Here is a 23,216-nt window from a genome sequence, read left to right as displayed (position 1 = left end):
AGCGACGGTCGAGCGCTAGGAACGGTCCCCTCGGCGCGTGAGCCGGTTCTTGGCGTAGCCCCACAGCGAGGGCGCCTCCTCGGGCTGCCGGGCTTCCGCATTGCGCAACCGGTCCTCGCGTTTGTCGCGGTGGCGTTGCATGTGGTCCTCGTAGCGTTTCTGGTTGAGCCGCTGCTGTTCCTGCTCCGCGGCCTCCCACTGCGGATCCGCCTCGTAGCCGTCCCGCGGGTCGGTGCGCTGCGAATCACGTACCACCCGGGGGGTCGGGGCGGTGGCGTCCGTGTCCGCCCGTTCGGCCTCTACCACGCGCGGCAGCCTCCGCCGGATCGCCTCGCGCTCCGCCCGTTCCGCCAACCGTCGCTGCGACGCACTCATCCGGCGGGGCTCGGTGTACCGGTCGCGGATCTTCTCGATCACGGGCAGCTCGTCGGTGGTCTCGTACGGCTCTTCCGGGTCGTCGATCTCGTACGACGACGCCGCTCGCTCCCGTACGCGCGGCGCCGCGGCGTCGTCGTCCGTGACGTAGGAGACCCGGGTGACGGGGTGGTGTGCGGTGTCCTGGTCCCGCAGCGGGGTGACGCGCGGGACGGAACCGGTGTCGACTTCCCGCGGCGCCTGCCACGGCGTGTCCGCGAAGACGCGGTGGCTGCGCCAACCCCGGAAGAGTTTCCAGCCGAGGTAGAGCACACCCAGCAGCAGGACGGCGGCGGGCTCGGCGTAGCCCGTGGAGTAGTAGATCGAGGCCGCAATGAGCGCCACGATCCCCACCCCCAGGGGCGCGAGGGCCACGGGCGACTGGACGGGCAGCAGGCCCAGGAGATCGCGGGTGTAGCGGCTGTCGTGATGGCGACCGTGCACCGTGTGGGCCCGGATCTTCACACCCGGGGGAGTGTGCTCCGAGAGTCGGTGCGTGGTGACCGGGGGATCCTCCGGGTCCTCGGGCTCGAGCACCACGGTGCGGGCCCGCCCGGCGGCCAGTGCCGCCCTGTTGGTCGCCAGAAAGCCGGCGAGCAGCAGGTACACGCCCATGGCCAGCAGCACGTAGGGCAGCAGGACGGCCACGACCAGGGCGACCACGCGCCACACCCAGGCCACGTCCCCGGCCGGGAAGTTCTGGAACCGCAAGGGTCCGTGGGTCACCCACAGGAGAAGCGCCCCGAGGATGACGGCCCCCACCCCGTTGCGCACGGCGTGCACGCGCAACCGCGGCCAACCGCGGGCCGACCGCGCGGCCCGGCGCTGTTCGCGTGTGCGCATGAGGACTCCTGTGATCCCGGGGAAGAAGGGTGCTCCCAGGGTATGCGGTGCGGGGGACACGCACGAGGACTCAGGGGGCATCGCTCACCGCGTGGACGGCGGATGTCCTGGGGTGCTTTCGCGGGGACGTCACGGCCGCCCGTGATGAACAGGCCTTCCGGCGCGGGCTAGGGCAGGGCCAGCACGGTGTCGATCTGCACCTTGGCACCCAGGGGAAGGGCGGCCACCTGAACCGTCGTACGAACCGGGAACGGTTTCTCGAAGTACGAGCCGTAGACGGAATTGATCAGCTCGAAATCCGCGTAGTCCACCAGGTAGATCGTGGTGCGGAGGATGTTCGAGAACTCCAGATGCAGATCGCTCAACAGGGTCCCGAGGTTTTCCATCATCGCTTCACACTGTGTCTTGACGTCCTCCGACACGAGGGACCCGTCATCCGCCCGCTGACCGATGATCCCGGCGGTGTAGCCCGTGTCCCCGTGCTTCACGAAGTGGGAGAAGGGGGCTGTCGATTCATGGAGCCGGGGGCTGAAGTGGTGATCCTGCATTGCTGCTCGCTCTACTTCCATGCGGTGTGGTGAGAGGGCATCGCATGCCCGGGTTGGTCCGATGCTTTCACATGCGCGCACCCCTCCCTACCCATGATTCGACGTGCGGCGGCGAACCGCGCGGTGAACACCACGGGTCCACGGAGGCCCCCGGTGCTGTCCGGGCTCTACGGGCCGTACTGCACCGTGACGGGTGAGGTGCGCGCCCGCACCTGCCCCTAGGATCGACCCGTGGCCCGTTTCCTGCTCGACATCGCCCCCGTGCGCGACATCCCCGCCTTCCGGCGACTGTGGATCGGGTCCACGCTGTCGATGCTCGGAAGCCAGTTCACCGTGATCGCGATCAGCCTGGAAGTGTTCGAGCTGACCGGATCCACGTTCGCCGTGGGGATGGTGGGCTTCTTCGCGCTCGTGCCCCTGATCATCGCGGGTCTCTACGGGGGCAGCATCGGGGACGCCACCGACCGGCGTTCGGCGGGCCTGTGGACCACGTTCGGTCTGTTCATCATGACCGTGGCGCTGGCCGCGCACGCGTGGCTGGACATCGCGAGCGTCGCGGTGCTCTACGGCATCGTGGCCCTGCACTCCTTCGCGCAGGGACTGAGCCAGCCCGTGCGCGGTGCGATCGTCCCGCGCCTGGTCCCCATGCGACAACTGCCCGCCGCCAACGCCCTGTTCCAACTGACCATGGGCTCGTGCCTCATGGTGGGCCCGCTGTTGGGCGCGCTCACGGTGGCCGGACTGGGATTCCGGTGGGCCTACACGGTGGACGCCCTGAGCTTCGCCGTGAGCCTGTGGGCCATGTACAAGCTCCCGTCCCTGCCGCCCATCCCCGGGGAGGACGGCGCCACGAGCAAGGCCGGTTTTCGTTCGGTCGTGGAGGGGTTCCGGTTCCTGGCCACCCGCCCCAACCTGCGCATGACGTTCCTGCTGGACCTGGCCGCCATGATCTTCGCGATGCCTCGCGCGCTGTTCCCCGTGCTGGGGGCGTCCGTACTGGGCGGGGACCAGTTCACGGTGGGGCTGCTCACCGCGGCGCTCGCGGCGGGATCCGTGCTCGCGGGAGTCTTCTCAGGAACATTCATTCGCATCAATCATCACGGGCGCGCGTGCGCCGCCGCCGTGGCCGCGTGGGCCGTATGCATCATGGCGTTCGGCGCGGTGATCCTGGTCGCCTGCGGCGGCTGGGGTCGTGACACCGCGTGGCCCCTCATCATGTCCTGCCTGGTGCTCGTGGCCGCGGGGGTCATGGACTCGGTGTCCATGCTGTTCCGCACCACCATCCTGCAGGCGGCCACCCCCGACTCGCTGCGCGGCAGGCTCCAGGGCATCTTCATCGTGGTGGTCGCCGGTGGTCCCCGCCTGGGCGACGCCGTCATGGGCACAGGCGGCCAGTGGCTCGGTCCCGGGCTCGCCGCCCTGGTGGGCGCGGTGATCTGTTTCCTGCTCGTCCTGCTGCTCGTGCGGATGTTCCCCGGGTTCATGCGCTACGACGCCCGCGACCCGCAACCCTGACCGCTCGCACTCCCTGACGTAGCTCGTACCCGGGGGCGACGCCGCTCGCGCACCACCCTGCCCGCCGCTGACCTCGATGCCGCCCGCCCAGCTCGACGGCGCTCGCGTACCCCTGGGTCGCCCGCTCACCGTCGATTCGCCCACGGCCCCGCTGCCGTTCGCGGGCCGCGGATATCACCCGGCCCCGTGGTCAGGGTGGGGCCGGCTCCCGCACAATGGAGGTCCATCACGTGGCACACCAGGAGGTAGGGACATGGCGATTCTCGAGGACGGCCGGTGGGACGGGAAGATCTTCGACGGGAGTTGGGCGGAGGGTTCCGGTGAGCCGATCACGGTGCTGAACCCCGCCTCGGAAGCGGTCCTGGGTCACGTGGGTGCGGCCACGCCGGAGGACGTGTACCGGGCGGCGACAGCGGCGTCGTCGGCCCAGCAGTCCTGGGCGGCGCTCAAGCCCACCGAGCGCGCGGCCGTGCTGCGCAAGGCGGGGCAGTTGTTCGAGGAGCACGCCGCCGAGGTCGTGGACTGGGTCGTGCGCGAGACCGGCGCGATCCAGCCCAAGGCCGGGATGGAGGCCCACGTGGCCGCGCAGGAATGCTTCGAGGCGTCCGCACTGCCCACGCACGCGAAGGGCCAGGTGCTGGCCTCGGACGACCCGCACTGGTCGCTCGCACGGCGCCTGCCCGCCGGTGTGGTGTCGGTGATCTCCCCGTTCAACTTCCCCCTGATCCTCTCGATCCGCTCCGTGGCACCGGCGCTCGCGCTCGGTAACGCGGTGCTGCTCAAGCCGGACCCGCGCACGCCCGTGACCGGCGGAGTCCTGATCGCGCGCATCTTCGAGGAGGCCGGGCTTCCCGAGGGCGTGCTGCACGTACTGCCCGGCGGCGGGGACGCCGGTGCGGCCGCCGTGGACGCGCCCGAGGTGCGGATCGTGTCCTTCACGGGTTCCACCGAGGCGGGGCGGCACGTGGGCGCGGCCGGTGCTCAGCACCTCAAGCGCACCCACTTGGAGCTCGGCGGCAACAACGCGATGATCGTGCTGCCCTCCGCGGACCTGGACCTGGCCGCGAGCGTGGGCGCCATGGGGACCTTCTTCCATCAGGGCCAGGTGTGCATGACCACGGGTCGGCACATCGTGCACCGGGACGTCTACGAGGACTACGTCCAGCGGCTCGCGGACAAGGCGGACGCCCTGGTGGTCGGTGACCCCTCCGAGGGGCAGGTCCACCTGGGCCCCATCATCGACGAGAAGCAGCTGAAGTCCGTGGACTCCAAGGTCCAGGAATCGGTGATCGCCGGAGCCACCATCCGGGCGGGTGCCACCCACGACGGGTTGTTCTACCGCCCCACGGTGCTGACCGACCTCACCCCGGAGATGCCGGCGTGGAACCAGGAGATCTTTGGCCCCGTGGCACCCGTGATCGCGGTGTCCTCCGTGGACGAGGCCGTGGCGCTGGCCAACGCCTCCGAGTACGCGCTGTCCCTGTCGATCCTGGGCGAGGTGGGGGAGGCCATGAAGGTCGCGGACCGCGTCACGGCCGGGAAGATCCACATCAACGAGATGACCGTGATGGACGAGGCCACCGCACCCATGGGTGGGATGAAGGCCTCCGGCACGGGTGTGCACTTCGGTGGAGCGGACGCCAACATCGAGGCGTTCACCGAGCTGCAGTGGGTCACCCTCAGCCCGGACATCCCGCAGTACCCGTTCTGATCGGGCATCTCCGCCCGGCGCCTGAGGGCCGCGGTGGGGTGTGATTTTGCTGAGCTGAAGCAGCGAACCGCCCTCCGAGAGGGGGTCGGTGTGCTTTTGCTCAGCAAAATCAGTACACCCACGCCGGGGCAGGGCGGGGTTTGCCGGGCAGATGGGCCGGCTCAGACGTCCCTGCGGGTGCGGCTCGTGACCTTGCTGCGCAGCGTCAGGAGCAGCACGATCAGCAGGACCCCGTACAGCACGACCACGATTGGACCGCTCACCAGCACGGAGGCGTCCCCGTCCGCGCTGATCAGGGCGTCCCGCAGGCTGGTCTCCGCGAGCGGACCCAGGACCATCCCGATGATCAGCGGCGCGAGCGAATAATCATGCATACGCATCAAGAAGCCGACGAGCCCCACACCCAGGAGCATGAGCAGGTCGAACGTGGAGCCGGACGTCGCATAGATGCCCAGGCCGCAGAACACCGTGATGCCCGCGTACAGGTACGGGCGCGGGATGAGCAGCAGCTTGGCCCACACCATCGCGAACGGCAGGTTGATGATCAGCAGCACGATCATCGCGATGAAGAAGCTGGCCAGGAGTGCCCACACCAGGTCCGGGGCGCGCTCGAACAGCAGCGGTCCCGGTTGCAGCCCGTACTGCCGGAACGCGGCGAGCATGATGGCGGCGGTCGCGGAGATGGGCAGGCCCAGCGCGAGCAGCGCGCCCATGGCCATACCGGTGGTGGCGTTGCCCGCGGCCTCGGGCGCGGCAAGACCTCGAATGGCGCCCTTGCCGAATTGCGGGTCACGACGACGTCGATCCAGCTTGCGTTCCGCGCCGAACGCCAGGAACGTGGGGATCTCCGCACCGCCGGCCGGGACCACGCCGAACGGCAAGCCGATGGCCGTGCCGCGCAACCATGCCGGGGTGGCCTCCCGCAGTTCCTTGCGGCTCAACCAGGGCCGTCCCTGGGCTTTCAGCATCCTTCCCTGGCTCTGGAACCGGGCGGTCGTGGCGAAGTAGATCACCTCGCCCAGCGCGAGCACCGCGACCGTGACGGTCACCAGGGAGATCCCGTCGAAGAGGTAGGGGGAGTTCATGGTGAACCGCGGGATGCCGGTCACGGAGTCGATGCCCACCACGGCGATCCCCAGCCCCAGGGCGAGGGACAGCAGACCCTTGACCGCGGAGTCCGTCACCACGGAGGACGTGGCCACGAACGCGAACAGGGCGAGCGCCAAGAATTCCGCCGGACCGAACTGGGTGGAGAACTCGGCCAGGAAGGGCGCGAAGAACACGACCACCACGGACGCCACGAAACCGCCGATGAACGCCCCGATGGCCGCCGTGGCGAGCGCTTGCGGGGCTCTGCCGGTGAGCGCCATCTTGTGGCCCTCGAATGTGGACGCAATGGCCGAGGCCTGCCCCGGGGTGTTCATGAGGATGCCCATGGTGGAATCCCCGAACAGCCCGCCGAAATACACGCCGGAGAACATGATGAACGCCGCGGTGGGATCCAGGGCGAACGTCACGGGCAGCAGCAGGGCCACGGCCATGGACGACCCCAGGCCGGGCATGACACCCACGGCGGTGCCCAGGAAACAACCGAGCACCACCCAGAAGAGGTTCTGCAGGGTGAGCGCCCCGGCGAAACCGTCCAGCAACAGCGAGAGGGTCTCCATCTAGAACCCACCCCCCAGGAGGCCGGAGGGCAGGGACAATCCCAGGGCCATGTCGAAGGCGATGTACGCGAGGGAACTCACGGTCAGCCCCACGACCAGCGAGAACAGCGGGCGGGTGGAGCCGAAGCCGCGGGCCACGCACCAGAACAGTACGGCGGCCCCGATGATCCACCCCAGGAATTCGAGCAGGAGCGCGAACACCAGGAAGCCGCCCACCACCCAGGCGAAGGACCGCCACGAGAATCGGGGCGTGGCGGGCTCATCTGCACCGACGAACTCGTAACCGGGATCGTCCACCGAGGGGGCGGCGTCGTCCACGGCGGGGGAGGCGGGCGCGGAACTTCCCGCCGACGTCGTCGGATGGCCCTCAGGGGCGCGGGCCGCGGACCGGTGGCGCAGGATCGAGAGCACCTCCACGATCACCAGGGCGTAGATCACGGCAGTCACCACGGCCGGGAAGAACCGGGGCCCGGGGAAGTCCACCGACTCCGGGACGGACATGCTGAGCATGCCCACGAGCAGGTACGTCGCGAAAGCCGCGAGCACCAAGGGCATGGTCAGCTCGGCCAGCAGCGACCGGTGTGTGGTGGGCGGCTCGCTCTGCGGCGGCGGTGCGGACGCCGGGGCCGGCCCGGTCACCTGTGATGTCACAGTCCCAACTCCTTGTAGAGGCCCTGGATGCGGGTCTTCTCGTCCGCGAGGAAACGGGTGAGCTCCTCGCCCGTGATCACGTTCTCGTTCCAGTTGAAGCGTTCGATGGCTTCCCGCCACTGCGGTGTGGCGATCGTTTCCCGCACGATGGTCTCGAGCTCGGTCTTCTCCTCCGGCGTGATCCCACCCGGTGCCACGAGCAAGCGCCAGTTGGCCAGGGTGACGTCGAAGCCCTGCTCCACGGTCGTGGGGATCTCCACCCCGGGCACGGGCTCGCGCGCCACGATGCCCAGAGCCCGTAACCGCCCGGACTCGATCTGGTCGATGGAATCCGGGTACCCGCTGGCCGCGGCGGCCGCCGTGCCGTTGAGCAGGGCTTGGGTGGATTCACCGCCGCCGTCCGAGGACACGTAGATCATGTCCTTGGGTGCCAACCCGGCACTGATCGCCATCTCGGTCACGACCAGCTGGTCGAAGGAACCGCCTCCGGTCCACGGGACCTTGCCGGGGGTCTTGGCCCACGCCGTCATGAGTTCCTTCAAGGACGTGTACGGGGAATCACCGGGGACCACGATCACGTCGTACTCCTCCACCACCACGGCCAGGGGGTTCACGTCCGCGTAGGTGGTGGCGGAGTCGTACTGGATGGTGGCCGCCAACTGGCCCGTGCCACCCACCATGAGGTTGTTGGCCTTGCCGGAGAGGATCTCCAGGTTCCCGAGTGCGATGGTCCCGCCGGCACCCGGGATGTTCACCACCTGGGTGTTGTTCACGATGCCGTTGGCCCGTTGGGCCTGCTGCATCTCCCGGGCCACGGTGTCCCACCCGCCGCCCGCGGCCGCCGGGGCGATGATGGTCAGCGACGAACGGAGGTCGTTGCCGCCGGAGGCCGATGCGATGGACCCCGCCGTCGCGGTTCCGATGGTCCCCAGGGCCACGAGTCCCCCGAGACCGTAGGTCAGGAACGTGCGGCGGTCGGGGGAGTGGGTGGAGCTCATGGATTCTCCCGGGATTCGCGGTAAGGGGGATTCCCGCCGCCCACGGGCCGCGAGAAGTGTGACTTAGGATACACATACCCCCACGTGGGAGGCGGTACCGACGCGGACCCCGGGATTCACCGGGCCGGCAACGGTTCACCACCCGGGGGCGATCTCGCCCCGCCCCGGAACCTGCCCCCAGATGGATCGCGCACAGAGAAGAGGACCCATGGCCATCATCCTTGCCGCCGCCGAGACTCCGGCCGGTCACGCCGCCCGCGACTTCGCCGTGCAGGAAGCCCGGCGTCGCGACACGGACCTCGTGGTGTTCCCCGTGGACGGGAACGAACCGGACCTGTCGGCGATCCCGTACGAACGCGTGAGCGTGGAGCACGCCGCCGCGCGCAGCCGCAATGCCGTGGGGGATTTGGTGGACGCCACCAACCGCGCGGAGATCGACGCCGTGGTGGTGGGGGTCCGACGGCGGTCCCCCGCGGGCAAGATCTTCCTGGGCTCTTCCGCGCAGCAGATCATCCTGGAATCCGCCGTCCCCGTGATCGCGGTGAAACCCGCCCCGGGACGCTGACCCTCCCCGCCTCGGCGGGTGGCTGATCCCCTTACCCTGGTGCGGTGCCTTCCTTCCGCTCACGCCCGAACTCCCGCGCGCCCCGTGACGCCCGCCCCTCGGAGCCTGGTCCCGGCGGTCTCCACAGCGGGGGCCCCGCAGCTTCCGAGGAGCCCGTGACGCCCGAGGACTCGGCAACGCCGTCGGATCCCGTGACCCCGTCCAAGACCGCGGCCGGGAAGAGCCTGAACCGCCAGATCCTCGCGCTCGCCGTCCCGGCGTTCGGGGCGCTGATCGCGGAGCCGCTGTTCCTGCTCGCGGACTCGGCGATCATCGGCCACCTGGGCACGGCGCAGCTCGCGGGGGTGGGGATCGCCGCGACCGTGGTGCAGACGGTCGTGGGACTCATGGTCTTCCTGGCCTACAGCACCACCCCCGCGGTGGCCCGGCACGTGGGTGGCGGCAGACTCGCCGACGCTCTGCGCGTGGGCCGGGACGGACTGTGGACCGCCGCGGGTCTCGGGGTGTTGCTCGCAGCAGGAGGCGCCGTGGCCATGCGTCCCCTGCTGCGCGCCCTGGGGGCGGAGGGCGAGGTACTGGAGCACGCGACGTCGTACGCGCTGTGGTCCCTGCCCGGACTCGTGGCCATGCTGATCGTGCTGGCCGCCGTGGGTGTGCTGCGGGGCCTGCAGGACACGACCACCCCGCTCGTGATCGCGGGCGTGGGGGCCGCCGTGAACGCGGGGCTGAACGTGGCGCTCGTGTACGGCGCGCAGCTTGGCGTGGCTGGCGCGGCGATCGGCACGAGCATCACGCAGTGGGCCATGGCGGTGACGTACCTGATCATGCTCACGCGACAGTTCCGACGGCGCGGCGTGGGCCTCGCGACGTCCTGGGCCGGGGTGCGCACGCACCTCACCGTGGGGTCGTGGCTCATGCTGCGCACCCTGTCCCTGCGCGCCGCGATCCTGGTGACCGTGGTGGTGGCCACGGCGCAGGGGGCCGAGAACCTCGCGGCCTACCAACTGACCATGACGATCTTCAACTTCCTGGCCTTCGCACTGGACGCCCTGGCCATCGCCGCCCAGGCGCTGCTGGGCAAGGAACTCGGCGCGAGGGACCTGCAACGGCGCGAGGAACGTGAACATGTCCGGCGGCTCATGCATCGGCTGATCCGCTGGGGTCTGGGCTTCGGCGTGGTCACGGGCGTGATCGTGGGTCTGCTCGGACCGCACCTGGGCTTCCTCTTCACCCCGTCGCGGGACGTCCAGGTGATCTTCGGGGTCGCGTTGATCGTCGTGGCCGTGGGTCAGCCCCTCGCGGCATTCGTGTTCGTGCTCGACGGCGTGCTGATCGGCGCCGGCGACGCTCGCTATCTCGCCCTGGCCGGGGTCATCAACCTGGTCGTGTATGCGCCCCTGCTGTGGCTCGTTCTCGAACGGGGCGGGAGTGACACTGCGGGAGCGGCGTGGTTGTGGCTCGCGTACGCGGGCGGGTACATGGGCGCCCGTGCCGTGACCCTGGGTCTGCGCATCCGCGGGGACCGGTGGATGTTCGCGATGGCGTGAGCGGCCCGCGGAGCCGGCCCGGCGAGAGGAGCGCGAGGACGCTCCGTGCGGCGTCGTCACGGGCCGGAAATCGCGTGGTGGACCGCGCCGTTGCAGGGCGCGGAGACTATTCTGGAGGTATGAACAATGACGTTCTGAACACCTCGTCCAACGCTCCCGTCCTGGTGGGCATCGATGGTTCCGAGATCGCGCTGCGCGCCCTCGACCGTGCCCTCGCGGAGGCCACCGCCCGCAAGGCCCCCGTGCGCCTGTTGTGCGCGTTCCCCGTCGCGGTCGTGGGGGATCCCGGCCTGGAACAGCGCTTCCACGACGCCGTGAAGGCGGAGAGCGAATCCCATCTCGAGGCCGCCGAGGAGTACGCCCGCTCCCACGCCCCTGACGTCGAGATCCGCAAGGTCCTGGGCGAGGGCGACGCCGCTCGGGCCGTCCTGCACGCCGCCAAGGATGCCTGCTTGGTCGTCATGGGCAAGCGCGGCAAGGGCGGTGCCCTGCGGGGTCGGCTGGGTTCGGTCTCCGCGGCCGTGGCGGCCCACAGCCCCGTGCCCGTGATCGTGGTCCCGCCCGGAACCCACGAGGACGACTCGGACGCCGAGCTCGCCCGCGAGGAGGCCCGGGACGGCAAGGACGTGCGCGTCTCGGATGACGAGGCCCAGGGCGGAACCCGCACCCCGGCCTCCGAGATGGACTTCTCCGGCTCCGTGGTCGTGGGCGTGGACGGCGCGGGGGAGAAGAACCCCGCGGTCGCGCACGCGATCCAGTACGCCCTGTCCCACGACGCGACCCTGAGCCTGGTCTCCGTGAACGGCGCCCTGTCCGGGACCCCGGAGTGGTTCCAGGACCAGTACAACCAGACCTACTACTTCCAGGAATCGCTCGAACGGCTCTCAGAACTGGCGCGCACCATTGCAGAGCGGGAACCCCGGTTGCGGGTCACGCAGCACGCGTTCCTGGGCCGCCCCGGCCGGGTGCTCGTGCAGGCCACCCGGACCGCGGACCTCGTGGTCGTGGGCTCCCGCGGGATCGGCGGGTTCACGGGTCTGCTGCTCGGATCCGTGTCCCAGGCCGTGCTGAGCTCCGCTGCCGGGCCCGTGATGGTGGTCCCCAGCGGGCGCTGAGTCCCGATCCGCATTCCCCCTCGAAACACAGTCAAGAAACTAGGTGCAGACAGATGACACAGAACATCGTGGTGGCATACGACGGTTCCGATCACAGTGAGCGGGCCCTGGACTGGGCGATCCTCGAGGCCCAGAAGCGGCAGGAGCCGTTGAAGATCGTGCTCTCCACGGGCCGTCAGACCGGCCTGGACCAGTCCATCTACGGAGCCTTCGCGGATGCGCTGCACCAGGAATCGGAGCGGCTGGCCACGCGCGCCGTGGAGAAGGCCAAGGCGGGCGGCGTCACCGGGCAGGGCATCATCGAGCGCGGCGATGCCGCCGGCGTGATCGTCTACGAGGCCCAGGACGCCTCCGTGGTGGTCCTCGGCAAGCGCGGGCACCACGGGGTGCGCGGGCGCGTGGGTTCGGTCTCCGCCGCGGTGGCCGCCCACTCCGCCGCGCCCGTGGTGATCCTCCCGGAGGGGTGGCACCCTGGCGAACGTGAGACCCGGCCCGAAGGTGAGAGCTTCGAGGGTCGCGTGGTTGTGGGCGTGGACAAGCTCGGCGCCAAGAACAAGGCGGTCCCGCAGGCCGCCCGGTACGCCGCGGATCACGGGCTGCGGCTCGCGATCGTGAGCGTGGTCCCCACCACGAGCTACCTGCCCATGAACTCCGCCGAGCTGGATCGCGCCGTGCAGGAACAGCTCATGGCCCCGGCCAAGGAGCTCACCGATTCCGTGGCCGAGGAACTGCGCAAGGACTTCCCGGACCTGGAGATCGAGACCCGCGTGCTGGAGGGCCGCCCCGCGGACGCGCTCGTGGACGCCTCCCGCACCGCCGAGCTGCTCGTCATGGGCACCCGCGGGTACGGCGGGTTCCGCGGTCTGCTCATGGGTTCGGTGTCCCAGGCGGCGCTCGCGGATGCCGAGTGCCCCGTGATGGTGGTCCCCACCGCGCGCCGCTGAGCCGCTCCTACGCGACATTGCGCTAACGAGACCGCTGCGCCGTCGAGTCCGCCGGGCCGCGCGGCGTCGTCGTACCCGCAGCCTTCCAAGGCATACGTACCGTTCGCGGGCGACGCCGCTCGGGCGCCGTCGTGGGCCGGTTCCCCTTCTCGGGGAGCCGGCCCACGGTCGTGCCGGGGTCGTTCCGCGAACCGGGCGCGGGCCGTACCCTGGCCTACGAGAACCTGTGCCGAACAGCATTCGACGAGACCCGGGAGGACCCGTGGACACCGAAACGCTCAGGATGGCGCCCCTGCGGCGCATCATCACGACCGGCGCGCTGGGGGCGGTGCTCGTCACCGGAGTCGCCGCTCCGGCCCACGCCCTGGACGTGCCACCCCGCCCCACCGAGGGTGCGGTGCAGGACCAGGCGGACCTGTTGACCCCGGACCAGGAAGCACAACTGAATCGGTTGATCGGGGAGAAGAACTCCGAGAACGAGTACATCCGGGCGGCCGTGCTCACGGTGGACGAGACCCAGGGCGAAAGCATCGAGGACTACTCCCGCAAGGTGGCCACGGACTGGGGTGTGGGGGACGACGGCCGCAACAACGGGGTGCTCGTGGTCGCGGACATGGGCGAACGTGAGCTGCGCATCGAGGTGGCGGACGGGGCCCGCGAGGTGCTCTCGGACAGGGACGCCCGGAACATCATGCAGGACGAGCTGGAACCGGGGTTCAAGAAGGAGGACTACGCGGGAGCGTTCACGAACACCATCACCGAGGTCTACGACGAGGCGAATCCGCAAGCGGCCGCTGATCGGGAGGCCACGAGCAACATGTGGGCCCGTGTGATCCTGGGGGTCGTGGGCGTGGCGGTCCTGGTGGGCCTGCTGAGTTGGTGGCGCCATCACCGGCAGCGCAAGCAGATCCGAGAGCAGGCGGACCGCGAGATCGAACAGTTCCAGCAGGAGCATCCGGACGAGGAGATCACGGACGGGATGCGCCAGGCGTACTACAAGTACCGCTACCAGAATCGCAAAGCCCCCGGTCTCAACGACAAACCCAACAGGGCCAAGGATGCGGACGGCATCGAGCACGAGATCCAGTACGCGCCCACGTTCCGCTCGTGGCTACCGCTCTACGTGATGTACCCGGCGGTGTACAACGGTTCGGCGGCATCTTCGGCGGGGTCGTCGTTCGGGAGCTCGTCCCCCTCGTCCTTCGGCGGGGGTGGCGGGTTCACCGGTGGAGGCGCGTCGGGGAGCTTCTGAGCCCGGGCGTTCCCGGGGTGAGTGCCCCGGTACACACCTGGCGGGGACCCGCAGCAGCTCACGGCGGCGGCCCGCGTCAGGCGTTCGCGCCCACCCGGACCATGTTCAGTAACTCCTCGTGGACGGTGGTCTCGCCCATGAGCTCGGGGTGGAAGCTGATGCCCAGGACATTGGCCTGGCGTACCGCCACCACCGTGTCGCGGTAGCGGGCCAGCACCTCCACGCCGTCCCCCACCGCGGTCACCGAGGGTGCCCGGATGAAGGCCGCGCGGACGACGCCGCTCGGGGCCGCCGCGGCGTCGTCGTCCGACCGTGCGTGGCCGGCGGTGCCGGACCAGGGGAGTGAGACCTCCGCGGAGTCGACCTGGGAGCCGAACGCATTGCGGTCCACCGTGACGTCCAGGACGCCCAGGCTCTGCTGCCCCGGCGCGGGATCCGCGATCCGCGTGGACAGCATGATGAGTCCCGCGCACGTGCCCAGCGTGGGCAGGCCGGCGCGGATGACCCGCTGGAGGGGTTCGAACAGGCCGAACGTGCGGCACAGCCGGTCCATCGTGGAGGACTCACCCCCGGGCAGGACGAGCGCGTCCACGGCGGGAGCGCCGTCGTCCCCCAGCAGATCGAACACGGAACGGACGCGAACCGCCCGGGCACCTAGCGATTCGAGCATCGCCAGGTGCTCGGCCACCCCGCCCTGCAGGGCCAGGACACCGACGGTGGGGGCAGATTGGCCGGGTGTCAGCTCTGATTCTTCGTGAATGTGCATTATCGGATCCTCACAGGTTCACTACCCGCCGAAGGCCCGCATCGACCGCGCGCATCAGGCTGTCGGGAAGGACGAAGCCTGTGTCCTCCAGGTCGGAACGGTCCACGGTCATGGGCTGGGACACGTTGATGACTGAATCCTTCGGCAGCCCGGAAGCGGATGCCGGCAGGAAGACATTGCCCGGGTGTCGTGCCAGGGCGGTATTGGACGTGATGGGCAGGATCACCACCGTGGAGATCCGTGACGCGTTGTAGCGGTCGGACTGGACCACCACGGCGGGGCGCCGTTTGGCGGGAGCGCTGCCCCTAGGCTCGCCGAAATCCACCCAGCACACGAGTCCGCGCCGGATCACCATTCGTCCGATGCCTCGGCCAGGCGCGCGTTGGCGGCGCGCCGCAGCTCGGTGGAGTCCTCACCGGGTTGCCCCACGGCCTCGATCGCGTCGTCGATCTGGGCCGTGAGGTCCGCATCCGCCAAGGTGTCCGCGTAGTGCTCGGCGGCGCGCCGGTAGAACTCCGACCGCGACATCCCGTACTGCTGGGCTATCCGGTCGAAGCGCAGGGCTGCCTGGTCCGGGAGGCTGATCGCTGTCTTCATGGAACCAAGGGTATAACTTTTTATACCAAATTCCGAGGATCGCGGGTCAGCGGGGCGAACCCGCCGCCCAGCGGCACCTCACCAGCCGCGCTCCGCGAGGCGGTGGGGTGCGGGCAGATCGGCCACGTTGATCCCGACCATGGCCTCGCCGAGTCCGCGGGAGGCCTCCGCGATGCGGGCGGGATCGTCGTAGTAAGCGGTCGCGGCCACGATCGCGCGGGCGCGCTCGGCGGGGTTGCCGGACTTGAAGATGCCCGAGCCCACGAACACGCCGTCCGCACCGAGCTGCATCATCATGGCGGCATCCGCGGGGGTCGCGATGCCCCCGGCGGTGAACAGCACCACGGGCAGCTTGCCCGTGCGGGCGACCTCCGCCACGAGCTCGTACGGAGCCGACAGTTCCTTGGCCTTGACGTAGAGGGCGTCCGGGGTGGAGGAGTAGAGCCCCTGCAGCTCGGCGATCTGGGCACGGATGGTGCGGATGTGCTTGGTGGCCTCGGAGACGTCCCCCGTGCCGGCCTCACCCTTGGAGCGGATCATGGCCGCGCCCTCGGTGATCCGGCGCAGCGCCTCACCCAGGTTGGTGGCACCGCACACGAACGGGACGTTGAAGCGGTGCTTGTCGATGTGGTTGACGTAGTCGGCGGGGGAGAGCACCTCGGACTCGTCGATGTAGTCCACCTTGAGGTGCTCGAGCACCTGCGCCTCCACGAAGTGCCCGATCCGCGCCTTGGCCATCACGGGGATGGAGACGGAGTCGATGATCTGCTCGATCAGATCGGGATCGCTCATGCGCGCCACGCCACCCTGGGAGCGGATGTCCGCGGGAACGCGCTCGAGCGCCATGACGGCCACGGCCCCGGAGTCCTCGGCGATCCGGGCCTGCTCGGCGGTGACCACGTCCATGATCACACCGCCCTTGAGCATGTCCGCCAGGCCGCGCTTGACGAGGCGCGATCCGGTCACGGGGGTGGGGTTCTGGGCGGAGGTCTGCAAGGTTTCGGTCATGGCCTCCATCCTGGCGGCGCGGGTGGTCTAGTGACAGAGCCAAAATCGAAGAAATGTAGTGGTCCACTCAGGCGACGTTCGGCATTCATTCCGCGTCTCTCGACAGCGGCTGACTGAGACGCTATCGAAGTCTAAGTAAGTATAAGAATATTCGTATAGTGCCTTACACTTCGGTACATGGACCTCGCAGCCAACCCCTACAGCCCCGGATCCGGGCTGCGTCCCAAGGTGCTCAGTGGCCGGGAGGCAGAGGTTTCCGCCTTCGACCTCATGATCGCGCGCGCCAAGCTCCACCGCCCCAACAGGGGCATGGTGCTCACGGGTCTCCGAGGAGTCGGCAAGACCGTCCTGCTCAACGTCCTGCGTGCTCACGCGGACAATCACGGGTGGCTCACCGTTCAGCTGGAGGGGCGACCGGAGGCGCGGGGCAGGCAGGACGTGAGGGACAGGTTCGCCCGGGAACTCGTGGTGGCGGCACGGCGTCATCTCGGCCGTCATCCCGGTCAGCTCTTCGCTGATGCGCTCAAGACCATCCAGTCCTTCAGTGTCTCCGTGGGGGCGAGCGGTGTCTCGGCCAGTGTCGATCTTCATCCCGTGCGGGCGCAGTCCGGCCGGATCGACATCGATCTGGAGGAGCTGGTCGAGGATCTCAGCGAACCCTTGAAGGCGCAGCACAGCGCGTTCGGCCTGTTCATCGACGAGATGCAGGACCTGGACCCGGACATGATGAGCGCGATCGTCACGGTCCAGCACATCGCGGGCCAGCGCGACTGGCCGTTCTACGTGATCTGCGCCGGTCTGCCGAACCTTCCCACGATCCTGAGCGCCACACGCAGCTATGCGGAGAGACTCTTCGACTACCGGGTCATCGGGCCGCTGGACCCGGAGCAGGCGCGATACGCGGTGGCACGCCCGGCCAAGGACGTGGGCGCGGACTTCGACACCGAGGCGCTGAACGCCGTCGTCGCGGCCTCGGGCGGTTATCCATACTTCATCCAGGAGTTCGGGAAAGCGGTGTGGGAAGTCGCACCGACCACGCCGTTCACGGTCGAGGACGCGAGGGTGGCCATCGAGAAGGGGTGGGCGCAACTGGACTCCGGATTCTTTCCGGCCCGCTGGGGCAGGGCGACGCCCAAGGAGCGCGAGTACATGAGCGTCATGGCGGTGGACGGCGCGGGCCCCTCCCGCACGGGTGAACTCGCAGCCCGGCTCGGTACCAAGGCCAGCAGCCTGGGCCCCACGAGAGCGCAACTGATCCAGAAGGGGATGATCTACGCTCCCGATCACGGTCAGGTGGCGTTCACCGTTCCCGGCATGGCCGGCTTCATCGCACGGCAGTCCCGGGAATGAGGCACGCCAGGGACACCGATCTCCCCCTGACCGTCGATCGCACCGCGAGCACGGGTCTGGGGGAGCAGCTGGTGCGGCAGATCCGCGAGCTCGTGGCGCGCGGGGTGCTGCGCCCCGGCGACCCCCTGCCCTCGTCCCGCGCATTGGCCGCCCGGCTGGGGATCTCGCGCGGAACGGTCACCGCCGCGTGGGACGTCCTCGCGGGTGAGGGCTACCTCGTGGCCGATCGCGGTGCCACGCGGATCACCCCGCACCTGGAAATGCGGCGCGGTACAGGGCCCGTCGCCCGTGCTGTCGCTACGACCGCCGAGGCTCACCGGGCCCGCCCGTCCGGCCCGGCACCCGGGGGCGACGCCGCGGCGTCGCCCCGCGTCGGACAGCATTCCACCCCCACGTCGCCTCGCCCTGGAATGCCGGTTGCGCGCATTCCCGCCTTGACGACGTCGCCCGCGCCCCCTTCACCGCGCACGGCCCGTCGGTCCGCGGCGCGGCCCGAGGTGATCGACCTGCGCCCGGGGAAGAGCGCCATCACGTCCCTGGACACCCCCGCGTGGCGCGGGGCGTGGCGGGACGCGGCGAGCGGCGTCGCCACGGGACGCACCCTGCGCACCGATCTGCGGGACCACCTCGCGGACTACCTGCGGCTCAATCGGGGAATCGTCCGTTCCCCCGAGGACATCCTCGTCACGGCGGGTGTGCGGGACGGGTTACAGCTCGCGTTGCGGGTGCTGGGGCTCGCGCGCGGCAGGAGACTGCGCGTGGCCGTGGAGAATCCCGGGTACCCCGCGTTGCGCCGGGTCGTGCGGGCGCTCGGGCACATCGCCTTGCCGGTGGGGGTGGACGAGCACGGTCTCGTACCCGAACAGCTGCCCAGCGGCCGGTGGGGCGGGGCGGGGCGCTGGGACGTCGCACCCGCGCCGGACGCCATCGTGCTCACGCCCGGTCACCAGTACCCGCTGGGCGGGACCATGCCGGTGACGCGTCGCATGGAACTGCTCGCGTGGGCCCGTGAGCACGGCGCGCTCGTGCTCGAGGACGACTACGACTCCGAACTGCGCCACAGCGCCCAACCCCTGCCCGCCCTCGGGGCGCTGGACACCGCCCGGGACACCGTGGTGACCCTGGGCAGTTTCGCCAAGGTGCTCGGCAGTTCCGTGGGCGTGGGGCACCTCGTGGCCCCGGATTCCCTGCTCCCGGACCTCGAGCGCACGCGCGCGGAGCTGGGTTCGCCCGTCTCGCTCATCGCCCAGGAAGCGCTCGCGCGGTTCATGGATACGGGGGAGTTCCAGCGCCATACGGCCAGGATGCGCCGCTCCTTCCGACGGCGCCGCTCGTTGCTCTCCGATGTCCTCGGCGACCTCCCGCACGTGAGCGTTCTGCCCATGGCCGGCGGTGCCCACGCGGTGCTCGCCGTCCCGGACGAGACCGCCGCGATCGAGCGCGCACGACGCCGCGGGGTCCTCGTGGGTGCCCTGGGCGAGTACTGGACGGGGCAGGGCCGCGCGGGTGGTGAACGTGGTGGGGCAGCGGCGTCGTCAACGGAAGCGGAAGCGGAAGCGGGCCGGGGAGTCGACGAACGGGGCGGGGTGGTGCTGGGCCTGACCGCGCCGGACCGGGACGTGGAACGCGGGGCCCGGCTGCTGCGGGAGGTGCTGGGAGAGCCCTGAACCCGTCCAGGGAAGCTCGTTAGACTGGGCGGGACATCCCCGGCTGATTCAGGAGTTCTCGGCGTGCCCCAACAGATTTCCGCACCGCACGGCGGGCAGGACCGCGGCAGGTCCCGCGGGGCCGATGTGCGCCACGACCTGTGGGGACCCACCCTGCTGCGCGCCGTGGTGGCGCTGATCTTCGCGGCGGTGACCGTGTTCTGGCAGGAGCCGTCCCTCGGGGCGGGCCGGTGGGTCATGGCGTTCTTCCTGGTGGGAACGGGTGTCTCCGCGATCTTCCTGCAGCTGCGGCTGAACCGTCGCGAGGACGTGGACCTGGGTCCGAGCCGGAACATCCCGCAGTCCTACGGTGTGCTGTACGTCCTGGGCGGTGTGCTCACCGCGGTGGTCGCGAGCAGTGACTGGCTCTTCGTCCTGTTCTCCGCCGTGATCCTGGGCCTGTGCGGGATCACCGAACTGGTGCTGGGCATGCGTTTCCGCGGACAGTTCCCGCTGGGCCGTGATTGGACGCTGTGCGGCGTGGTGACCGTGTTCGCGGCCATGGGTATGGTGCTCGTGGAGACCCTCGGGACCAAGGCTGAACTCGGAGTGGTGGGCGGTGCGGCCATCATCATCGGCGTCACCCAGCTCATCGCCGCACTGAGCCTGCGCCACGATGCGCGGGCAGCGGACAAGGCCCTGACGGACCCGGGCCGTACGGCCTGAGCGCGTAGACTGACACGTTGAACTCGCGGGCGGATCCCCTACCCCCGCCCCGCACCCCGACCACCGCCAGGAGGAATCACGTGGCCCAGCGCACTGAGCACAACGGCCGGCGCAGAACCGATATCAAGGGGCCTCTGATCATCTCGGCCGTTCTGGCGGTCGTGGCCTTCGTGGTGGTGTCCGTGGTGGCCGCGGGTGGCACCGACAACGCCGCCCGGGTGGGCCTGGGCCTGATCGCGGCGGGCATCGCGTTCATCGCCTCCGTGGTGGTGTGCGCGACCCTCATGCTGCTCGAGAAGCCCAACGCGGAAGAACTCGGCCAGGGCACCGGCGTGAACCGTTCCTCCGCCAAGCTCTACGCGGAGAACAAGGCCCGCAGGCAGGCCGAGCAGGCGCGCGGGGAGGGCTCGGGGGCGACGTCGTCCGGTACCGCCGGTGCCGCGGGGGCGGCAACCACCGACGAACCCCAGTTCGGCCAGCGCGTGCGCCCGGACACGAAGGGCGAGGAGCCGGGCTCGAGCGCTCGCTGACCGCAGCACGTAAGACTCCTGGACAGAGCGAGGCCCCCGGGGAACCAGTGGTTCCCCGGGGGCCTCGCTTTCTTAACGCGTGACTCGTGTCGTGCGGCCCTTCGGCCGGCTCGTCAGCGCGCGAACCGCTTCAGCCGCAGCGAGTTCAGCACCACGAACACCGAGCTGAACGCCATGGCGGCGCCCGCGATCATGGGGTTCAACAGCCCCAGGGCCGCCACCGGGATGGCCACGGTGTTGTACGCGAAGGCCCAGAACAGGTTGGACTTGATGATGTGCAACGTCCGGCGGGAGAGCCTGATCGCCAGCGGGATGGCGGTGAGGTCACTGCGCACCACGGTGATGTCCGCGGCCTGCATGGCCGCATCCGTGCCGGAACCCATGGCGATGCCCAGATCCGCGCGGGTCAGGGCGGGAGCGTCATTGACGCCGTCGCCCACCATGGCCACCACGCGGCCCTGCGACTGCAGCTCTTCCACGGCCTGGACCTTGCCGTCCGGGGTGACATCCGCGATCACGTCCTCCGGGGCGATCCCCACGTGGGCGGCCACGGAACGGGCCACCGCGGCGTTGTCCCCCGTGAGCAGTACCGGGCGCAGGCCAAGACGCTGGAGTTCCGCGATCGCGGCCGGGGCTTCGTCCTTCACGGTGTCCTGCAGGTCGATGAACCCGGCCACACGGCCATCCACGGCCACGAGGATGGTGGTGAACCCGTCCTCGCGCGCGCGGCGCAGGGCCTCGGACTCGTCCGCGGTCAGCCGGATCCCGTTCTGGGCGAGCCAGGACTCCCGGCCCACCACGACGGCGCGCGCGTTCATGCCGTCCGGGACGTACCCCTTGACGCCGCCACCCGGGGCGGACTCGAAGCGCGAGACCTCGTAGCGGTGGGGCGTGGCTGCGGTAATCGCGTGGGCGATCGGGTGTTCCGAGTAACTCTCCACGGCCGCGGCCAGGTCCAGGACCTGATCCCGCGACCACGAGTTCACCGGGGTCACAGCGGTGACGGCCATGTCCCCGTGGGTCACGGTCCCGGTCTTGTCCAGCACCACGGTGTCCACCGAGCGGGTGTCCTCCAGGACCTCCGCGGAGGTGATCAGTATGCCCAGCTGGGCGCCACGTCCGGTCCCGGTCAGCATGGCCGTGGGGGTGGCCAGACCCAGGGCGCACGGGCACGCGATCACCAGGACGGAGACCGCCGCGACGAACGCATGGTTCAGGTCCCCGGACGCGAGCCACCAGATCGCGAAGGTCAGCACCGCGATACCCATGACCACGGGCACGAACACGGCAGAGATCCGGTCGGCGAGGCGCGCCACGGGGGCCTTGGTGGCCTGCGCGCGCGCCACGGTGCGGCTCATGGAGGCGAGCACGGTGTCCGCGCCCACGTGCGTGGCTCGCGCCAGCAGGCGACCCGTGGTGTTCACGGTGGCACCCGTGAGCTCATCACCCGGGCCCACCTCCACGGGAACGGATTCCCCGGTGAGCATGGAGGCGTCCACGGCGGATTCGCCCTCCACGACCACGGCATCCGTGGCGATTTTCTCGCCCGGGCGCACCGTGAAGGTGTCTCCCACGCGCAGTTCGGACACGGGCACCGTGCGTTCGGTGCCGCCCGGATCCACCACGGTGGCCTGTTGAGCGCCCAGGTCCAGCAACGCCTTGAGTGCCTCACCCGAGCGGGATTTGGCGCGCGCCTCGAGCCAGCGGCCCAGCAACAAGAACGTGGTGATGATGGCCGCGGACTCGAAGTACAGCTGGTGGCTGGACATGTCCATGGCCATGCCCGGGTGGGCGTGGGCGGTCATGTCCGGTTCCACGAGCAGGTGGCCCAGCGAGAACAGGTAGGCCGCGGCCACGCCCAGGGACACGAGGGTGTCCATGGTCGTGGAGAGGTGGCGCGCGTTCACGGCGGTGGCCTTGTGGAACGGCCAGGCCGCCCAGGTCACCACGGGCAGTGTCAGCAGCGCGGCCACCCAGCCCCAGTGGGGGAACTGCGCGCCGGGGACCATGGAGATCATGAAGACCGGCACGGAGAAGATCGCGGCCACGATGAACCGCTTCTTGAGGTCGCTCATGCGCCGTTGCGCGGGAGTGGTTTCGAGCGCGGGGTCGCGGTGCTCGTTCTCGGCCCGCCGGGCCTCCTCGTCGTCCTGCGCGGTGGTCGCATTCCCCTCGGGGGATGCGCCGTTCGCGGGGGCGCCGTTCGTTCCCGCCGCTGAACGGGACGACGACGCCGCAGCCCGCCTACCCGGCCGCGCGGCGTCGTCGGCTTGTCCGGGCGCTTCGGCAGGAGCGGAGGCCCGCTGGACGCGATCCCCACCCGTGATCTCGGCGCCGTAACCGGCGTTGCGGATGGTGTCCAGGATCTGCTCGTCGGAGACGTCCCCGGGGACCTTGACGGACGCGGACTCCAGGGCCAGGTTGACCGCGGGATCCACGCCGTCGATCTTGCGTAGCTTCCGTTCGATCCGCCCCACGCAGGACGCGCACGTCATGCCCGTGATCTGCAGGTCCAGATCACGCAGCGGCCCGTGCACCTGCGGCTCGGCAATGGCCGGTTCAGACGACGGCATACCCGGCCTCTTCCACGGCCGCGGAGATCTCGTCCGAGGTCAGTTCGCGCGAGCTCTCGATGGTCACGGGGGAGACGCCGCCGGCGTTGAGGTCCACGGCCACGGAGGTGACACCGGGAACCTCGGCCAGTTCCTCCTTCACGGAGGCGACGCAGTGTCCGCAGGTCATGCCGGAAACGTTGACGGTGGTGTTCATGGGGTTCTCCTCGATGCTCGTGATTCTCCTGCCGGGCCGTACGGCCCGAAGTCC

Annotated in this window: 22 protein-coding genes; 11 read left to right on the top strand and 11 right to left on the bottom strand. The window is 69.9% G+C overall.

Annotation, left to right across the window (positions count from 1 at the left end; genetic code table 11):
- Nucleotides 1-15: 15 nt before the first annotated feature.
- Complete coding sequence (locus AS25_RS02595) at nt 16-1,257, bottom strand: hypothetical protein (RefSeq protein WP_035960947.1); 1,242 nt, start codon at nt 1,255-1,257, stop codon at nt 16-18.
- Nucleotides 1,258-1,424: 167 nt separating this feature from the next.
- Nucleotides 1,425-1,805 (bottom strand): RidA family protein, encoded by a 381-nt coding sequence (locus AS25_RS02590; RefSeq protein ID WP_052160641.1) that lies wholly within the window; start codon nt 1,803-1,805, stop codon nt 1,425-1,427.
- A gap of 231 nt (nt 1,806-2,036) precedes the next feature.
- Here AS25_RS02590 and AS25_RS02585 point away from each other — a divergent pair, with 231 nt between their 5' ends.
- Both AS25_RS02585 and AS25_RS02580 read left to right on the top strand, forming a co-directional pair.
- Nucleotides 2,037-3,320: an MFS transporter gene (locus AS25_RS02585; protein WP_035960946.1), complete on the top strand. Its 1,284-nt coding sequence runs from the start codon at nt 2,037-2,039 to the stop codon at nt 3,318-3,320.
- A 253-nt stretch (nt 3,321-3,573) separates the two neighbouring features.
- The gene (locus AS25_RS02580) at nt 3,574-5,031 is read left to right on the top strand and encodes a benzaldehyde dehydrogenase (RefSeq protein ID WP_035960945.1); all 1,458 of its coding nucleotides are present in this window, start codon (nt 3,574-3,576) and stop codon (nt 5,029-5,031) included.
- A 161-nt stretch (nt 5,032-5,192) separates the two neighbouring features.
- Here AS25_RS02580 and AS25_RS02575 read toward each other — a convergent pair whose 3' ends face one another.
- Genes AS25_RS02575 through AS25_RS02565 form a run of 3 tightly spaced genes read right to left on the bottom strand, consistent with a single transcriptional unit; the run spans nt 5,193 to nt 8,347 of the window.
- Nucleotides 5,193-6,698 carry a tripartite tricarboxylate transporter permease gene (locus tag AS25_RS02575; protein WP_035960944.1) on the bottom strand — a complete coding sequence of 502 codons (1,506 nt, stop codon included), beginning with the start codon at nt 6,696-6,698 and terminating at the stop codon, nt 5,193-5,195.
- Nucleotides 6,699-7,349: a tripartite tricarboxylate transporter TctB family protein gene (locus AS25_RS02570; RefSeq protein WP_052160640.1), complete on the bottom strand. Its 651-nt coding sequence runs from the start codon at nt 7,347-7,349 to the stop codon at nt 6,699-6,701. It lies immediately after the preceding gene.
- A complete protein-coding gene (locus AS25_RS02565) occupies nt 7,346-8,347 on the bottom strand; it encodes a tripartite tricarboxylate transporter substrate binding protein (protein ID WP_035960943.1) in 1,002 nt (333 codons plus the stop codon). Before AS25_RS02565 ends, AS25_RS02570 begins: the two co-directional genes overlap by 4 nt.
- A 208-nt stretch (nt 8,348-8,555) precedes the next feature.
- Between AS25_RS02565 and AS25_RS02560 the strand changes: the two genes are divergently transcribed.
- From AS25_RS02560 to AS25_RS02540, 5 genes are all read left to right on the top strand, one after another.
- Complete coding sequence (locus AS25_RS02560; protein ID WP_035960942.1) at nt 8,556-8,912, top strand: universal stress protein; 357 nt, start codon at nt 8,556-8,558, stop codon at nt 8,910-8,912.
- 191 nt (nt 8,913-9,103) lie between these two features.
- Nucleotides 9,104-10,459, top strand: a complete 1,356-nt coding sequence (locus tag AS25_RS02555; protein WP_035961033.1) for an MATE family efflux transporter — start codon at nt 9,104-9,106, stop codon at nt 10,457-10,459.
- Between the two features lie 119 nt (nt 10,460-10,578).
- Nucleotides 10,579-11,574 carry a universal stress protein gene (locus AS25_RS02550; protein WP_035960940.1) on the top strand — a complete coding sequence of 332 codons (996 nt, stop codon included), beginning with the start codon at nt 10,579-10,581 and terminating at the stop codon, nt 11,572-11,574.
- Nucleotides 11,575-11,627: 53 nt separating this feature from the next.
- Nucleotides 11,628-12,518 carry a universal stress protein gene (locus AS25_RS02545; protein WP_035960939.1) on the top strand — a complete coding sequence of 297 codons (891 nt, stop codon included), beginning with the start codon at nt 11,628-11,630 and terminating at the stop codon, nt 12,516-12,518.
- Between the two features lie 262 nt (nt 12,519-12,780).
- Nucleotides 12,781-13,770 (top strand): TPM domain-containing protein, encoded by a 990-nt coding sequence (locus AS25_RS02540; RefSeq protein WP_035960938.1) that lies wholly within the window; start codon nt 12,781-12,783, stop codon nt 13,768-13,770.
- 76 nt (nt 13,771-13,846) lie between these two features.
- Here the strand turns inward: AS25_RS02540 and pdxT are convergent, their stop codons facing one another.
- The 4 genes from pdxT to pdxS all read right to left on the bottom strand — a co-directional run bounded on the left by pdxT (nt 13,847) and on the right by pdxS (nt 16,141).
- Nucleotides 13,847-14,536 (bottom strand): pyridoxal 5'-phosphate synthase glutaminase subunit PdxT, encoded by a 690-nt coding sequence (gene pdxT, locus AS25_RS02535; protein WP_172644395.1) that lies wholly within the window; start codon nt 14,534-14,536, stop codon nt 13,847-13,849.
- 10 nt (nt 14,537-14,546) lie between these two features.
- Nucleotides 14,547-14,891 carry a type II toxin-antitoxin system PemK/MazF family toxin gene (locus AS25_RS02530; RefSeq protein ID WP_035960936.1) on the bottom strand — a complete coding sequence of 115 codons (345 nt, stop codon included), beginning with the start codon at nt 14,889-14,891 and terminating at the stop codon, nt 14,547-14,549.
- Nucleotides 14,885-15,133 carry a ribbon-helix-helix protein, CopG family gene (locus AS25_RS02525; RefSeq protein WP_035960935.1) on the bottom strand — a complete coding sequence of 83 codons (249 nt, stop codon included), beginning with the start codon at nt 15,131-15,133 and terminating at the stop codon, nt 14,885-14,887. The genes AS25_RS02530 and AS25_RS02525 overlap by 7 nt, the downstream gene beginning before the upstream one ends.
- Before the next feature lie 78 nt (nt 15,134-15,211).
- Nucleotides 15,212-16,141, bottom strand: coding sequence for a pyridoxal 5'-phosphate synthase lyase subunit PdxS (gene pdxS, locus AS25_RS02520; RefSeq protein ID WP_035960934.1), 930 nt, complete (start codon nt 16,139-16,141; stop codon nt 15,212-15,214).
- 177 nt (nt 16,142-16,318) lie between these two features.
- Here pdxS and AS25_RS02515 point away from each other — a divergent pair, with 177 nt between their 5' ends.
- From AS25_RS02515 to AS25_RS02500, 4 genes are all read left to right on the top strand, one after another.
- Nucleotides 16,319-17,491, top strand: coding sequence for an ATP-binding protein (locus AS25_RS02515; protein WP_035960933.1), 1,173 nt, complete (start codon nt 16,319-16,321; stop codon nt 17,489-17,491).
- Nucleotides 17,488-19,158, top strand: coding sequence for an aminotransferase-like domain-containing protein (locus AS25_RS02510; RefSeq protein ID WP_052160639.1), 1,671 nt, complete (start codon nt 17,488-17,490; stop codon nt 19,156-19,158). The genes AS25_RS02515 and AS25_RS02510 overlap by 4 nt, the downstream gene beginning before the upstream one ends.
- Before the next feature lie 63 nt (nt 19,159-19,221).
- Nucleotides 19,222-19,863, top strand: a complete 642-nt coding sequence (locus tag AS25_RS02505; RefSeq protein WP_253270443.1) for a hypothetical protein — start codon at nt 19,222-19,224, stop codon at nt 19,861-19,863.
- An 80-nt stretch (nt 19,864-19,943) separates the two neighbouring features.
- Nucleotides 19,944-20,393, top strand: a complete 450-nt coding sequence (locus AS25_RS02500; RefSeq protein ID WP_035960931.1) for a hypothetical protein — start codon at nt 19,944-19,946, stop codon at nt 20,391-20,393.
- A gap of 113 nt (nt 20,394-20,506) precedes the next feature.
- Here the strand turns inward: AS25_RS02500 and AS25_RS02495 are convergent, their stop codons facing one another.
- Both AS25_RS02495 and AS25_RS02490 read right to left on the bottom strand, forming a co-directional pair.
- Nucleotides 20,507-22,966, bottom strand: a complete 2,460-nt coding sequence (locus tag AS25_RS02495) for a heavy metal translocating P-type ATPase (RefSeq protein WP_035960930.1) — start codon at nt 22,964-22,966, stop codon at nt 20,507-20,509.
- A complete protein-coding gene (locus tag AS25_RS02490; protein ID WP_035960929.1) occupies nt 22,953-23,162 on the bottom strand; it encodes a heavy-metal-associated domain-containing protein in 210 nt (69 codons plus the stop codon). Before AS25_RS02490 ends, AS25_RS02495 begins: the two co-directional genes overlap by 14 nt.
- Nucleotides 23,163-23,216 lie beyond the last annotated feature (54 nt).

The sequence above is a fragment of the Kocuria marina genome (genome assembly GCF_000786655.1).
In the GTDB taxonomy this organism is placed as follows: Bacteria; Actinomycetota; Actinomycetes; order Actinomycetales; family Micrococcaceae; genus Kocuria; species Kocuria marina_A.
Note: the sequence above shows the minus strand (reverse complement) of the source record. Positions and strands in the feature narration are given on the sequence as shown.

Excerpts from the sequence above, each read along its gene's own strand:
- AS25_RS02560 (WP_035960942.1), top strand. The coding sequence starts at position 8,556 with ATGGCCATCATCCTTGCCGCCGCCGAGACTCCGGCCGGTCACGCCGCC.
- AS25_RS02580 (WP_035960945.1), top strand. The coding sequence starts at position 3,574 with ATGGCGATTCTCGAGGACGGCCGGTGGGACGGGAAGATCTTCGACGGG.
- AS25_RS02595 (WP_035960947.1), bottom strand. The coding sequence starts at position 1,257 with ATGCGCACACGCGAACAGCGCCGGGCCGCGCGGTCGGCCCGCGGTTGG.
- AS25_RS02490 (WP_035960929.1), bottom strand. The coding sequence starts at position 23,162 with ATGAACACCACCGTCAACGTTTCCGGCATGACCTGCGGACACTGCGTC.
- pdxS (WP_035960934.1), bottom strand. The coding sequence starts at position 16,141 with ATGACCGAAACCTTGCAGACCTCCGCCCAGAACCCCACCCCCGTGACC.
- AS25_RS02575 (WP_035960944.1), bottom strand. The coding sequence starts at position 6,698 with ATGGAGACCCTCTCGCTGTTGCTGGACGGTTTCGCCGGGGCGCTCACC.
- AS25_RS02515 (WP_035960933.1), top strand. The coding sequence starts at position 16,319 with ATGGACCTCGCAGCCAACCCCTACAGCCCCGGATCCGGGCTGCGTCCC.
- AS25_RS02530 (WP_035960936.1), bottom strand. The coding sequence starts at position 14,891 with ATGGTGATCCGGCGCGGACTCGTGTGCTGGGTGGATTTCGGCGAGCCT.
- pdxT (WP_172644395.1), bottom strand. The coding sequence starts at position 14,536 with ATGCACATTCACGAAGAATCAGAGCTGACACCCGGCCAATCTGCCCCC.
- AS25_RS02545 (WP_035960939.1), top strand. The coding sequence starts at position 11,628 with ATGACACAGAACATCGTGGTGGCATACGACGGTTCCGATCACAGTGAG.
- AS25_RS02525 (WP_035960935.1), bottom strand. The coding sequence starts at position 15,133 with ATGAAGACAGCGATCAGCCTCCCGGACCAGGCAGCCCTGCGCTTCGAC.
- AS25_RS02510 (WP_052160639.1), top strand. The coding sequence starts at position 17,488 with ATGAGGCACGCCAGGGACACCGATCTCCCCCTGACCGTCGATCGCACC.
- AS25_RS02565 (WP_035960943.1), bottom strand. The coding sequence starts at position 8,347 with ATGAGCTCCACCCACTCCCCCGACCGCCGCACGTTCCTGACCTACGGT.
- AS25_RS02495 (WP_035960930.1), bottom strand. The coding sequence starts at position 22,966 with ATGCCGTCGTCTGAACCGGCCATTGCCGAGCCGCAGGTGCACGGGCCG.
- AS25_RS02550 (WP_035960940.1), top strand. The coding sequence starts at position 10,579 with ATGAACAATGACGTTCTGAACACCTCGTCCAACGCTCCCGTCCTGGTG.
- AS25_RS02590 (WP_052160641.1), bottom strand. The coding sequence starts at position 1,805 with ATGCAGGATCACCACTTCAGCCCCCGGCTCCATGAATCGACAGCCCCC.